The 13,239-nt window shown below is 70.7% G+C and carries 13 protein-coding genes; 11 read left to right on the forward strand and 2 right to left on the reverse strand.

Annotated elements, in window-relative coordinates:
* Positions 1 to 215 precede the first annotated feature (215 nt).
* Positions 216 to 1,412 (reverse strand): beta-eliminating lyase-related protein, encoded by a 1,197-nt coding sequence (locus AB0M63_RS42955; protein ID WP_366023224.1) that lies wholly within the window; start codon positions 1,410 to 1,412, stop codon positions 216 to 218.
* A 186-nt stretch (positions 1,413 to 1,598) separates the two neighbouring features.
* On the opposite strand from AB0M63_RS42955, the gene AB0M63_RS42960 reads away from it, so the two are divergent.
* The 10 genes from AB0M63_RS42960 (at position 1,599) to AB0M63_RS43005 (ending at position 9,681) form a co-directional block, all read left to right on the forward strand.
* Complete coding sequence (locus AB0M63_RS42960) at positions 1,599 to 2,519, forward strand: DUF2520 domain-containing protein (RefSeq protein ID WP_366023225.1); 921 nt, start codon at positions 1,599 to 1,601, stop codon at positions 2,517 to 2,519.
* Entirely contained in the window at positions 2,516 to 3,523 is a 1,008-nt protein-coding gene (gene panC, locus AB0M63_RS42965; RefSeq protein ID WP_366023226.1) for a pantoate--beta-alanine ligase, read from the forward strand. Before AB0M63_RS42960 ends, panC begins: the two co-directional genes overlap by 4 nt.
* On the forward strand, positions 3,520 to 5,238 hold the full coding sequence (locus tag AB0M63_RS42970) for an L-aspartate oxidase (protein ID WP_366023227.1): 1,719 nt from the start codon (positions 3,520 to 3,522) through the stop codon (positions 5,236 to 5,238). Before panC ends, AB0M63_RS42970 begins: the two co-directional genes overlap by 4 nt.
* Before the next feature lie 5 nt (positions 5,239 to 5,243).
* Positions 5,244 to 6,221, forward strand: coding sequence for a carboxylating nicotinate-nucleotide diphosphorylase (gene nadC, locus AB0M63_RS42975; protein WP_355907920.1), 978 nt, complete (start codon positions 5,244 to 5,246; stop codon positions 6,219 to 6,221).
* A 2-nt stretch (positions 6,222 to 6,223) separates the two neighbouring features.
* Entirely contained in the window at positions 6,224 to 7,021 is a 798-nt protein-coding gene (locus AB0M63_RS42980) for a type III pantothenate kinase (protein ID WP_355907923.1), read from the forward strand.
* A 138-nt stretch (positions 7,022 to 7,159) separates the two neighbouring features.
* Positions 7,160 to 7,807: a hypothetical protein gene (locus AB0M63_RS42985; protein WP_366023244.1), complete on the forward strand. Its 648-nt coding sequence runs from the start codon at positions 7,160 to 7,162 to the stop codon at positions 7,805 to 7,807.
* Between the two features lie 48 nt (positions 7,808 to 7,855).
* A complete protein-coding gene (locus AB0M63_RS42990) occupies positions 7,856 to 8,035 on the forward strand; it encodes a hypothetical protein (RefSeq protein WP_355907926.1) in 180 nt (59 codons plus the stop codon).
* 117 nt (positions 8,036 to 8,152) lie between these two features.
* Positions 8,153 to 8,578, forward strand: a complete 426-nt coding sequence (locus tag AB0M63_RS42995) for a BlaI/MecI/CopY family transcriptional regulator (protein WP_355907929.1) — start codon at positions 8,153 to 8,155, stop codon at positions 8,576 to 8,578.
* Between the two features lie 9 nt (positions 8,579 to 8,587).
* The gene (locus tag AB0M63_RS43000; protein WP_026179546.1) at positions 8,588 to 9,121 is read left to right on the forward strand and encodes an amino-acid N-acetyltransferase; all 534 of its coding nucleotides are present in this window, start codon (positions 8,588 to 8,590) and stop codon (positions 9,119 to 9,121) included.
* Between the two features lie 224 nt (positions 9,122 to 9,345).
* Positions 9,346 to 9,681 carry an Lsr2 family protein gene (locus AB0M63_RS43005; protein WP_055512928.1) on the forward strand — a complete coding sequence of 112 codons (336 nt, stop codon included), beginning with the start codon at positions 9,346 to 9,348 and terminating at the stop codon, positions 9,679 to 9,681.
* Here AB0M63_RS43005 and AB0M63_RS43010 read toward each other — a convergent pair.
* Positions 9,660 to 10,259 (reverse strand): SCO3374 family protein, encoded by a 600-nt coding sequence (locus AB0M63_RS43010; RefSeq protein ID WP_366023228.1) that lies wholly within the window; start codon positions 10,257 to 10,259, stop codon positions 9,660 to 9,662. The genes AB0M63_RS43005 and AB0M63_RS43010 overlap by 22 nt on opposite strands.
* A gap of 441 nt (positions 10,260 to 10,700) precedes the next feature.
* On the opposite strand from AB0M63_RS43010, the gene AB0M63_RS43015 reads away from it, so the two are divergent.
* Entirely contained in the window at positions 10,701 to 13,229 is a 2,529-nt protein-coding gene (locus tag AB0M63_RS43015) for an ATP-dependent Clp protease ATP-binding subunit (RefSeq protein WP_355907936.1), read from the forward strand.
* Positions 13,230 to 13,239: the final 10 nt, after the last annotated feature.

A 13,239-nucleotide genomic window follows, 5' to 3' on the forward strand; every position in this document is an offset into this window, starting at 1 on the left:
GGGCCCGCGAGTTGCGCGTCTACCGCCGGTTCCGTGCGGCTGTCGCGGGGTGCCCGGCTTCACGGTCGGCTACGGCGACTACTGGGCCGGTGGCTGCGCCTGGGGGCGCGCGGGATCTGCTGAGACCGGCCCGGCCGCTCGGCTCGGCGAGGTCCCTCCGCCGTCCGGTCCAGGGGAGGCTGCGGGAGGCACGGGGCCGTCGGCCCGCCCCCACCTCAGCCCCCGCTCTCCTCCTTGAGCCGGGTCACGAAGTCCGTGACCGCGGCCTTCACGTCGTCGGCCGTCCACTCCAGGCCCGCTGCGCGGACGTAGACCTCGGTGACCGCCAGCCCGGGGCCCTTCGTGTCCCAGGGGTTGGCGAAGAGGGTGGTGCTCGTCTCCTCGGCCTGGCGGATCGCGGCCTCCGCGAGGGTGTCGGGGTCGTAGGGCAGCCAGACCTGGAACTCGTTCGTGTGCGGACGCTCGGGCTGGACGCGCATCCAGGGCACCCCGGCCGCGGCGAACCCCTCGCGCAGCGCCTCGGCGACCACGCGCGCGTGGGCCACGTACGCGGGCAGCCGGGGCAGCTCCCGGTCCAGGCCCGCGAGTGCGGTCAGGGCGGTGGGGAACTGCTGGAAGACCGCGCCTCCGTAGCGGTGCCGCCAGGTCTTCGCCTCGTCGATCAGGGTCTTCGGGCCGGCGAGCGCGGCGCCGCCGAGGGCGTCGAGGGACTTGTAGAACGACACGTAGACGCTGTCCGCGAGGTCGGCGATCTCGTCGAGCGGGCGGCCGAGGTGCGGGGCGGACTCCCACAGGCGGGCCCCGTCGAAGTGGACCACCGCGTCGCGTTCGCGGGCGGCATCGACGACGGCGGAGAGCTCCTCCCAGGAGGGCAGGACGAAACCGGCGTCCCGGAGGGGCAGTTCGAGCATCAGCGCCCCGAAGGGCTCGGGAAAGTCGCGCACCTCGTCGGCGGTCGGCTGCCGGGGCTCGCTCGTCACATGGACCGGGCGCAGTCCGGCGACCTGGCCGAAGGCGTCCCGTTCGTGCACTTCGGGGTGGGCGAGCGGATGCAGGGCGACCGTCGGGTTGCCGGTACGGCCCGCCCAGCAGCGCAGGGCCACCTGCTGGGCCATCGTGCCCGTGGGGAAGAACGCGGCGGCCTCCTTGCCGAGGATTTCGGCGACCCGCTTCTCCAGGGTCTCCACGACACCGCTGCCGTACATGTCCGAGGTCTCGTCCAGGTCGTACAGCTCGGCCGCCTCCTGGACGAAGGCGAGCCGCTCCCGGAGGGGGCCCAGGAAACCGAGGCGGGCGAGTGCGCGCTCCGCGTTGCGGTTCGCGTCGATGCGCCGTTTACGGCGACCCTTGATCCGCTCCTCCTCCGTGGTCGGCTCCGCCCGCTCTTCGCCCTGTCCCGCCGTATCACTCATGCTCCGGATGATGCCCGGCGCACGTCTGTGCGAGCACCCGAGTTTCCGTCGGCTTTCCGGCAGGACTCGGAGTGTGCGACTACCCACAGCCTGTGGACAACCGGACGCCCCTCGAACCGATCGCGTTAACATGACGAGAAATCGTCCGGTACCCGGAGCGGACTGGAACGGGAAGGCCGCCCACGCGTGAGTACATTCCAACAGCCAGAGCCCAAGGACCGCCCCGCGCGGCTCGCCGTCGGTGTCGTCGGCGCCGGCCGGGTGGGTCCCGCGTTGGCCGCGTCCCTCCAACTGGCGGGCCACCGCCCGGTGGCCGTCTCCGGGGTCTCCGACGCGTCGAGGCGACGGGCCGCGCTGATGCTCCCCGAGGTGCCGGTCCTCACGCCCGCGCAGGTCCTGGAGCGCGCCGACCTGGTGCTGCTCACCGTCCCGGACGACGCGCTGCCGGGGCTCGTGGAGGGCCTCGCCGAGACCGGGGCCGTGCGCCCCGGCCAACTGCTCGTGCACACCTCCGGGCGGTACGGCACGCAGGTCCTGGAGCCCGCTCTGCGCGTCGGCGCGCTGCCGCTGGCCCTGCACCCCGCGATGACCTTCACGGGCACCCCAGTGGACGTACAGCGCCTCGCGGGCTGCTCCTTCGGGGTCACCGCGCCCGAGGAACTCCGGCTGGCCGCCGAGGCCCTGGTGATCGAGATGGGCGGCGAGCCCGAGTGGATCGCCGAGGAGAACCGCCCGCTGTACCACGCGGCCCTCGCGCTCGGAGCCAACCACCTGGTGACCCTGGTCGCCGAGTCCATGGAGCTGCTGCGCACGGCCGGCGTCGAGGCCCCCGACCGGATGCTCGGCCCGCTGCTGGGCGCCGCCCTGGACAACGCGCTGCGCTCCGGCGACGCGGCCCTCACCGGCCCCGTCGCGCGCGGGGACGCGGGCACCGTCGCCGCCCACGTCACCGAACTGCGCAAGCACGCTCCCCAGACCGTCGCCGGCTATCTGGCGATGGCTCGCGCGACCGCCGACCGGGCCCTGGCCCACGGGCTGCTCAAGCCGGAACTCGCCGAGGACCTCCTCGGGGTACTCGCCAACGGCGCCGAGGGAGATGCCGGATGACCAGCACGCTGCTGCGCACCGCCGACGAACTGCACGCACGCACGCGTGCGGGCCGTCGCGCCGTCGTGATGACGATGGGCGCCCTGCACGAGGGCCACGCCACCCTGGTCCGCGCCGCGCGCGAGCTCGCCGGACCCGGCGGCGAGGTCGTGGTCACCGTCTTCGTGAACCCGCTCCAGTTCGGCGCGGGCGAGGACCTCGACCGCTACCCGCGCACCCTGGACGCCGACCTCAAGATCGCCGAACTGGCGGGCGCGGACGTCGTGTTCGCCCCCTCCGTGGACGAGGTCTACCCGGGCGGCGAACCCCAGGTCCGCATCTCGGCGGGCCCCATGGGCGAACGCCTGGAGGGCGCGGTCCGCCCCGGCCACTTCGACGGCATGCTCACCGTCGTCGCGAAGCTGCTGCAGCTCACCCGCCCCGACGTCGCCCTGTTCGGCCAGAAGGACGCCCAGCAGCTCGCCCTGATCCGCCGCATGGTGCGCGACCTGAACTTCGGCATGGACATCGTCGGCGTGCCGACCGTGCGCGAGGCCGACGGCCTGGCCCTGTCCAGCCGCAACCGCTATCTGTCCCCCCAGGAGCGGCGCACCGCGCTCGCCCTCTCTCAGGCCCTGTTCGCCGGCCGCGACCGGCACGCCGCCCAGGAGGCGCTGCGTGCGCGGGCCCGCGAGGTGCCCGCCACGCACGCGCGTGCCGAGGCGCTCAGCGCCATAGGGGAGTCCCGCGCGGCGGCCGACGCGCACGCCGTCGCCAAGGCCGCCCCCGGCCCCGGCGGCCCGGCGTCCGTCCGCGCCGCCGCCCGCCTGGTCCTCGACGACGCCGCCCGACTGGACCCGCCGCTCGCCGTGGACTACCTCGCCCTGGTCGACCCGTCCGACTTCACCGACGTGGACGAGGACTTCACCGGCGAGGCCGTTCTCGCCGTCGCCGCCCGGGTCGGGACGACCCGGCTGATCGACAACATCCCACTCGCTTTCGGAACCTTCGGAGCCGCCTCGTGAGCAACACAGGCATACGACTGCACGCACCCGCCCCCGGGTGGTCCATCGACGCGGACGTGGTGGTCGTCGGCTCCGGAGTGGCCGGTCTCACCGCGGCCCTGCGCTGCCAGGCGGCCGGCCTGCGGGCGGTCGTCGTGACCAAGGCCCGCCTGGACGACGGCTCCACCCGCTGGGCCCAGGGCGGGGTCGCCGCCGCCCTGGGCGAGGGCGACACCCCCGAACAGCACCTGGCCGACACCCTGGTGGCGGGCGTGGGTCTGTGCGACGAGGAGGCCGTACGGATCCTCGTCACCGAGGGCCCCGACGCCGTACGGCGGCTGATCGAGACCGGCGCCCACTTCGACGAGTCCTCCGAAGGAGGACTGGAACTGGCCCGCGAGGGCGGCCACCACCGGCGCCGCATCGCACACGCCGGCGGCGACGCGACCGGCGCCGAGATCTCCCGGGCGCTCGTCGAGGCCGTCCACGCGCGTGGCCTGCGCACGATCGAGAACGCGCTCGTCCTGGACCTGCTCACGGACGCCGAAGGCCGTACGGCGGGCGTGAGCCTGCACGTCATGGGCGAGGGGCAGCACGACGGTGTGGGCGCGGTGCACGCGCCCGCCGTGGTCCTCGCGACCGGCGGCATGGGGCAGGTCTTCTCGGCCACCACCAACCCGTCCGTGTCGACGGGCGACGGCGTCGCCCTCGCCCTCCGCGCGGGTGCCGAGGTCTCCGACCTGGAGTTCGTGCAGTTCCACCCGACCGTGCTGTTCCTCGGCGCCGACGCGGAGGGCCAGCAGCCCCTGGTCTCCGAGGCGGTGCGCGGCGAGGGCGCCCACCTGGTCGACGCCGACGGCGTGCGCTTCATGGTGGGCCAGCACGAGCTGGCCGAGCTGGCGCCCCGGGACATCGTCGCCAAGGGCATCATGCGGCGCATGCAGGAGCTGGACGCCGAGCACATGTTCCTCGACGCCCGGCACTTCGGCGCCGACATGTGGGAGCACCGTTTCCCGACGATCCTCGCCGCCTGCCGCAGCCACGGCATCGACCCGGTCACCGAGCCCGTCCCGGTCGCCCCGGCCGCCCACTACGCCTCCGGCGGCGTCCGCACCGACTCCCGGGGCCGTACGACCGTCCCCGGCCTGTACGCGTGCGGTGAGGTCGCCTGTACCGGTGTGCACGGCGCGAACCGGCTCGCCTCCAACTCGCTCCTCGAAGGTCTCGTCTACGCCGAGCGCATCGTCGCCGACATCATCGAGAGCCGGACGGAGACCGTCCTCCACGCGCGCGTGCCCGAACCGGTCCCGCACCCCCAGAAGCCCGCGCACCCGCTGCTCGCCCCCGAGGCCCGCTTCGCGATCCAGCGGATCATGTCCGAGGGCGCGGGCGTCCTGCGCTCCGCGGACTCCCTCGCCAGGGCCGCCGGACAGCTCCAGCAACTGCACACCGACGCCCGCGACGCCCTCGACGAGAACGGCAAGACCGCCGAGCCCGGCGTCGACACCTGGGAGGCCACCAACCTCCTGTGCGTCGCCCGCGCCCTGGTCACCGCCGCCTCCCAGCGCGAGGAGACCCGCGGCTGCCACTGGCGCGAGGACCACGCCGAGCGCGACGACAGCGCCTGGCGCCGCCACATCGTCGTACGGCTGAACCCCGACCGCACGCTGGCCGTACGCACCACGGACACCGCAGACTTCCCCCCGACCCGGCAGCACCGTCCCCAGGAGCAGTGACAGAAGTGAGCACCCACGACCTTCCCCTCGCCGACAGCGGCGGCTGCGGCGACGGCTGTGCCTGTGGCGCGGGCGCCGACGCGGAGTATCTGGAGTGCGGCCTCGACCCCGCGCTCGCCGAACTCCTGGCCGACGCCGGACTCGACCCCCTGGAGGTCGAGGACATCGCCAATGTCGCCATCCAGGAGGACCTGGCCCACGGCGTCGACGTGACGACCGTGGCGACCATCCCCGAAGAGGCCGTCGCCACCGCCGACTTCACCGCGCGCGAGGCCGGTGTCGTGGCGGGCCTCAGGGTCGCCGAAGCGGTGATCTCCGTAGTGTGCACCGATGAGTTCGAGGTCGAGCGCCACGTGGAGGACGGCGACCGCGTGGAGGCCGGAGCGAAGCTCCTGTCGGTCACCACGCGCACGCGTGACCTCCTCACCGCCGAGCGCAGCGCGCTGAACCTCCTGTGCCGTCTCTCAGGCATCGCGACCGCCACGCGCGCGTGGGCGGACGCCCTGGAGGGCACCAGGACGAACGTCCGCGACACCCGCAAGACGACGCCCGGACTGCGCTCCCTGGAGAAGTACGCGGTCCGCTGCGGCGGCGGTGTCAACCACCGCATGTCCCTGTCGGACGCGGCCCTCGTCAAGGACAACCACGTGGTCGCCGCCGGCGGCGTCGCCCAGGCCTTCAAGGCCGTACGGGAGGCCTTCCCGGACGTGCCGATCGAGGTCGAGGTCGACACCCTGCACCAGCTCCGTGACGTCCTGGACGCCGGCGCCGACCTGATCCTCCTCGACAACTTCACGCCCGGCGAATGCGCCGAGGCCGTCGGCATCGTCGCCGGCCGCGCGGCCCTGGAGGCCTCGGGACGGCTCACCCTGGACAACGCCAAGGCGTACGCCGACACCGGGGTGGACTACCTCGCCGTAGGAGCCCTGACCCACTCCGCGCCGATCCTGGACATCGGCCTCGACCTCCGTGAGGCGCAGTAGTCATGCTCCTCACGATCGACGTGGGCAACACGCACACCGTCCTGGGTCTGTTCGACGGCGAGGAGATCATCGAGCACTGGCGGATCTCCACCGACGCGCGCCGCACCGCCGACGAACTCGCCGTACTCCTCCAGGGGTTGATGGGCATGCACCCGCTCCTCGGAGAGGAGCTGGGCGACGGCATCGACGGCATCGCGATCTGCGCCACCGTCCCGTCCGTCCTGCACGAACTGCGCGAGGTCACCCGCCGCTACTACGGCGACGTGCCCGCCGTCCTCGTCGAGCCGGGCGTCAAGACGGGTGTGCCGATCATGACCGACAACCCCAAGGAGGTCGGCGCGGACCGCATCATCAACGCGGTCGCCGCGGTCGAGCTCTACGGCGGCCCGGCGATCGTCGTCGACTTCGGTACGGCGACCACCTTCGACGCGGTCTCCGCGCGCGGGGAGTACATCGGCGGTGTCATCGCCCCCGGGATCGAGATCTCGGTCGAGGCGCTGGGCGTCAGGGGCGCCCAGCTCCGCAAGATCGAGGTGGCCCGGCCGCGCAGCGTGATCGGCAAGAACACCGTCGAGGCGATGCAGTCGGGCATCGTCTACGGGTTCGCCGGCCAGGTCGACGGGGTCGTCAACCGGATGGCCAAGGAACTCGCCGACGACCCCGAGGACGTGACGGTGATCGCGACCGGCGGGCTGGCCCCGATGGTCCTGGGCGAGGCCTCGGTGATCGACGAGCACGAGCCCTGGCTCACCCTGATCGGCCTGCGGCTGGTCTACGAGCGCAACGTGTCGCGGATGTGACCCAGGGGGTGTCGTCCGGAAACGACACCCCCTGACCTGCGGACGAAAACCCCGCGCCACACCCGCCCCCTATGTCGAATTTGTCTGATTAGCGCGTATCGTCGCCGCATGCCCACGCCATACGGATCCCGCGGCGGCATGGCGTTCGGTGCGGAGGAGCTGCGTGTGCTCCGTCGCGCCCTCGCCCTCGCCCTCCAGCCCAAAGCCGCCTCGGCCGAGGACGTCCAGGACTGTCTACGGCTCGCCGAATCCCTCGACGAGGCGGTACGCGAGGGAGTCCGGCTGCGCGCCTTCCTGGTCGCCGACCTCGCCCGGTACCGCGCCGCCCTGCCCGGCACCACCGCCGGTTACCTCACGCTCCTGGAGGAGGCGCTCGGCGCCGGGTACCGCCCGGACGTCGACGACCTCGCCGCGCTGCGGGCGCTGCGCGGCAACCCGGCGGCCGCCGCCCTCCTGGACCGCTGCCTCACGCTCGCCGAACAGGACGTACGCGCGCGCCTGGCCCGCCGTACGACCGCCCGCCCCGCCCCCACGGTCCCCGCCTCCCGCACCCGCCTCCTGGCCCTCCCTGGGGGCCTCTCAGGGGGCCTTTCCGTGCCGGCCGGTGAACCCGCAGGGGAGCAGGCCAAGGAGCCCGTGCGCAAGCCCGTGGAGCGGCCGAAGCCCACCCCGGCGCCCGCGGCCCCGAAGCCGTCCCGGCCGATCCCCACCCCGGGCGAGGTCTTCCCCCGGCGCAAACCGGCACCGCCCCCCACGAACCCGCCGCAGCAGCTCGCCGCCGGCTGAACCGACCCCGCCCCGTCCTCCCTTGGGCCCGTGGCTACTCTGGAGGGCATGGACTATGTCTCCGCGCTCGTACCCCCGGTCGTCATGGCCGTGTTCTTCATCGGACTGATCCGGGTCATCGTGAAGACCCAGGGCGGGGCCATGAAGGCCAAGGAGGACGCGGCCGTCGACGCGGCCATCGCGCGCGCGGAGAGCGCCCGCCAGGCCTCTTCGACCACCGACGCCTGAACCCACCTCTTTCGACGGCTTCGACGGCGTCTTCAAGGGCGTACGACTCCCGCACGCGCGCGTGCGCTTTCCGAGTCGTACGCCCTTTTTGTTCCTTTTCCACTATGGTTCTGAGCTGTGCCTCGCCCATTGGGAGAACTCGAAGACTCGGTCATGACGCGGGTGTGGAAGTGGAACCGCCCGGTGACCGTTCGAGAAGTCCTGGAAGACCTTCAGCAGGAACGGTCCATCGCGTACACCACGGTGATGACCGTTCTGGACAATCTCCATCAGAAGGGCTGGGTGCGTCGCGAGGCGGAAGGCAGGGCCTATCGATATGAGGCGGTCTCCACCCGAGCCGCCTACTCGGCGGCCCTGATGAACGACGCCTGGTCCCAGAGCGACAACCCCGCGGCCGCTCTCGTCGCCTTCTTCGGGATGATGAGCGACGAACAGCGTGAGGCCCTGCGCAGCGCCGTACGCATCGTCCAGGGACCGGAAACACCCGAACCCGCGGATGACGCCGAGAACCCCGGCTCCGCGCCCTCCGGCGGTGGGCGATAGCGTCCGCTCATGTCAGCAGAGCAGCCCGAAGTCACCGCGAAAGCCATCACCGTCCGGCGGGCCAGGACCGGCGATGTACCGGCGGTACGCCGACTCCTTGACGCCTACGTCCGCGGTCGCATCCTGCTCGACAAAGCGACGGTGACTCTTTACGAGGACATACAGGAGTTCTGGGTCGCCGAACGGGACGACAACGCGGAGGTCGTCGGCTGCGGTGCGCTGCATGTCATGTGGGAAGACCTCGCGGAAGTCCGCACTCTCGCGGTGAAGCCCGGCCTCAAGGGCGCCGGTGTGGGTCATCAGTTGCTGGAGAAGTTGCTGCACACGGCTCGTTGGCTAGGCGTTCGTCGCGTTTTCTGTCTCACCTTCGAAGTGGACTTCTTCTCGAAGCACGGCTTCGTGGAGATCGGTGAGACACCGGTCGACACCGATGTCTACGCGGAGCTGTTGCGTTCCTATGACGAGGGCGTGGCGGAGTTCCTCGGTCTCGAACGAGTGAAACCGAACACCTTGGGCAACAGCCGGATGCTTCTGCATCTGTGATCGCCGCGCTCAATTCGGCGGGGTCGCCCTGCCCAGGTTCCCTATGTCCGAAACGCGCATCTTTCCGGGCGGGTGAGGTCAGTCGGTCTCTCCCGGGGGTTTGTGTTTTTCCAGCAAAAGCGGTTTGCTTTCCGACGTACTGCAGTACTGCATATAACAGGGGACGGCGAAACGGCGGACGCCGCAGACCCCAGGCCCGCAAGTAATCGATGAAAGGAAATCCGGTGGCACAGAAGGTTCAGGTCCTTCTTGTCGACGACCTCGACGGCGGCGAGGCGGACGAGACGGTGACGTTCGCACTGGACGGCAAGACGTACGAGATCGATCTCACCACCGCGAATGCGGACAAGCTCCGTGGCCTTCTTGAGGCTTACGTGAAGGGCGGGCGCCGTACCGGTGGCCGCGCTTCGGGCGGTCGCGGAAAGGCGCGTGCCGCAACGGGCGGCAGCCAGGACACCGCGCAGATCCGCGCGTGGGCCAAGGAGAACGGCTACGAGGTCAACGACCGCGGCCGTGTTCCCGCGTCCATTCGCGAGGCCTACGAGAAGGCCAACGGCTGAGCGCACGAGCGCCGCAGCCGGACCCGGTGGCACTGTGTGGCCACCGTGTCCACCAGTCGTACGAGATCAGGGGCGCCCCCAACGCCCCCCACGGCCGACAGCGTCGGCAGCGAGGCCTCGACCTCGCACCCCGGCTCGGGGGGCCGCAGCCATACGGCGGCCCCCTGCAAGGGACGCGGTCGCCCGCTCCCGGGCCCCGTTCCAGGGACCGGCGGCGCCTCCATGTGCCCGCCCTCGCCGAGCGCCAGCAGATCCAGCTCCGGCGCCAGCGCGCCCCACTCCAGCCAGTCCAGCAGTCCCGGAAGCTCCTCCGCGCTGCCCGCGGCCACCAGCAGCCGCATCCGGTCGCCCCGTACGGCCACCGGCGAGTCCGGGCCCAGCCGCCACAGCGCCGCGACGCCCGCCTCCACCGGCACGTCCAGAACGTCGAAACGCAGGCCCGTGACGAGCCGCAGCGGCTCTCCGGGCACCGTCCGCCACCCCAGTGCGTTCTCGTACCAGTGGCGCCGCCCGTCGTCCGGATCGAGCGGGCGACGGGGGAGCGGGACGGTGGCGACCGGGGGGACTGTGTCAACCATGACAAGAGCAACCGCCGAAGCGGGCCGGGAGTTACGCTGGGTGGTCCAGCGATTGCTTTGGGTGCTGGAATTGGGGGCGTTCGGGGGTGTGGAGCGGTGCAAGGTTGTTCGCCCGTAGCTGAGGGAACCGGTGCGCTCGGCATGGAGTGTCAGTCCGTACGGGTAAGACATCCCTAGTGGGAGGGGGCGACACGCAGAAAAGGGCGTCTCACGTTCGCCATCGGCGTACTCATGGTGAGGGTAACTGCCTGGCCTGCGGGAACATCGTCTCGCACCATCAGGTTGGAGCAGATGTCGGCGTTCGGGTTCAGGAGGCAGTGTTGGTTCTCGGTCCGGTGTCGGCAGTTGGAATGAGCGGTCCCCGCTTGCGGGACTAAGCTGCGGAAGGACAGGGAGGGGAGCGTCCCCTTACTGCCTGACCGCTCTGAGGAGCGATTAACGATGTTCGAGAGGTTCACCGACCGCGCGCGGCGGGTTGTCGTCCTGGCTCAGGAAGAAGCCCGGATGCTCAACCACAACTACATCGGCACCGAGCACATCCTCCTGGGCCTGATCCACGAGGGTGAGGGTGTCGCCGCAAAGGCCCTGGAGAGCCTCGGCATTTCGCTTGAGGCGGTCCGCCAGCAGGTTGAGGAGATCATCGGACAGGGCCAGCAGGCGCCGTCCGGTCACATCCCCTTCACTCCCCGTGCCAAGAAGGTCCTGGAGCTGTCGCTCCGCGAGGCTCTTCAGCTGGGCCACAACTACATCGGCACGGAGCACATCCTGCTCGGCCTGATCCGTGAGGGCGAGGGCGTCGCCGCCCAGGTCCTGGTCAAGCTGGGCGCTGATCTCAACCGTGTGCGGCAGCAGGTGATCCAGCTGCTCTCCGGTTACCAGGGCAAGGAGACCGCCACCGCCGGCGGCCCTGCGGAGGGCACCCCCTCGACGTCCCTGGTCCTCGACCAGTTCGGCCGGAACCTCACCCAGGCCGCTCGTGAGTCCAAGCTCGACCCGGTCATCGGGCGCGAGAAGGAGATCGAGCGGGTCATGCAGGTGCTGTCCCGGCGCACCAAGAACAACCCGGTCCTGATCGGTGAGCCCGGCGTCGGCAAGACCGCCGTCGTCGAGGGCCTCGCCCAGGCCATCGTCAAGGGCGAGGTGCCCGAGACCCTCAAGGACAAGCACCTCTACACCCTGGACCTCGGCGCGCTGGTCGCCGGCTCCCGCTACCGCGGTGACTTCGAGGAGCGCCTGAAGAAGGTGCTCAAGGAGATCCGCACCCGCGGCGACATCATCCTGTTCATCGACGAGCTGCACACGCTGGTCGGTGCGGGTGCCGCCGAGGGCGCCATCGACGCCGCTTCGATCCTGAAGCCCATGCTGGCCCGCGGTGAGCTGCAGACCATCGGCGCCACCACGCTGGACGAGTACCGCAAGCACCTGGAGAAGGACGCGGCCCTCGAGCGCCGCTTCCAGCCCATCCAGGTCGCGGAGCCGTCCCTGCCGCACACCATCGAGATCCTCAAGGGTCTGCGCGACCGCTACGAGGCCCACCACCGTGTCTCCATCACGGACGAGGCGCTCGTGCAGGCCGCCACGCTGGCCGACCGGTACATCTCGGACCGCTTCCTGCCGGACAAGGCGATCGACCTGATCGACGAGGCCGGCTCCCGGATGCGCATCCGCCGGATGACCGCGCCGCCGGACCTGCGCGAGTTCGACGAGAAGATCGCCGGCGTCCGCCGCGACAAGGAGTCCGCGATCGACTCGCAGGACTTCGAGAAGGCCGCCTCCCTCCGCGACAAGGAGAAGCAGCTCCTGGCCGCCAAGGCCAAGCGGGAGAAGGAGTGGAAGGCCGGCGACATGGACGTCGTCGCCGAGGTCGACGGCGAGCTGATCGCCGAGGTCCTCGCGACTGCCACCGGCATCCCGGTCTTCAAGCTCACCGAGGAGGAGTCCTCGCGTCTGCTGCGCATGGAGGACGAGCTCCACAAGCGGGTCATCGGCCAGAAGGACGCCGTCAAGGCGCTCTCGAAGGCGATCCGTCGTACGCGTGCGGGCCTCAAGGACCCGAAGCGTCCCGGTGGTTCGTTCATCTTCGCGGGCCCGTCCGGCGTCGGTAAGACCGAACTCTCCAAGGCCCTCGCCGAGTTCCTCTTCGGTGACGAGGACGCGCTGATCTCCCTCGACATGTCGGAGTTCAGCGAGAAGCACACGGTCTCGCGTCTCTTCGGTTCGCCCCCCGGTTACGTGGGCTACGAAGAGGGCGGCCAGCTCACGGAGAAGGTCCGCCGCAAGCCGTTCTCGGTCGTCCTCTTCGACGAGGTCGAGAAGGCCCACCCGGACATCTTCAACTCGCTGCTGCAGATCCTGGAGGACGGTCGCCTGACCGACTCCCAGGGCCGGGTCGTGGACTTCAAGAACACGGTCATCATCATGACGACCAACCTCGGCACCCGGGACATCTCCAAGGGCTTCAACCTGGGCTTCGCGGCCACGGGTGACACCAAGTCCAACTACGAGCGCATGAAGAACAAGGTCTCGGACGAGCTGAAGCAGCACTTCCGGCCCGAGTTCCTCAACCGCGTCGACGACGTGGTCGTCTTCCCGCAGCTCACCCAGGAGGACATCCTCAAGATCGTCGACCTGATGATCGGCAAGGTGGACGAGCGCCTCAAGGACCGCGACATGGGCATCGAACTGTCGCAGGCCGCCAAGGAGCTGCTGTCCAAGAAGGGTTACGACCCGGTGCTGGGCGCGCGTCCGCTGCGGCGCACGATCCAGCGCGAGATCGAGGACACGCTCTCGGAGAAGATCCTCTTCGGCGAGCTGCGCCCCGGTCACATCGTGGTCGTCGACACGGAGGGCGAGGGCGAGACCAAGACCTTCACCTTCCGGGGCGAGGAGAAGTCGGCGCTGCCCGACGTCCCGCCGATCGAGGACGCGGCCGCGGGTGGGGCCGGTCCGAATCTGAGCAAGGAGGCGTAAGGCTTTCGGG

The organism is Streptomyces sp. NPDC051576 (assembly GCF_040681835.1).
Taxonomy (GTDB): domain Bacteria; phylum Actinomycetota; class Actinomycetes; order Streptomycetales; family Streptomycetaceae; genus Streptomyces.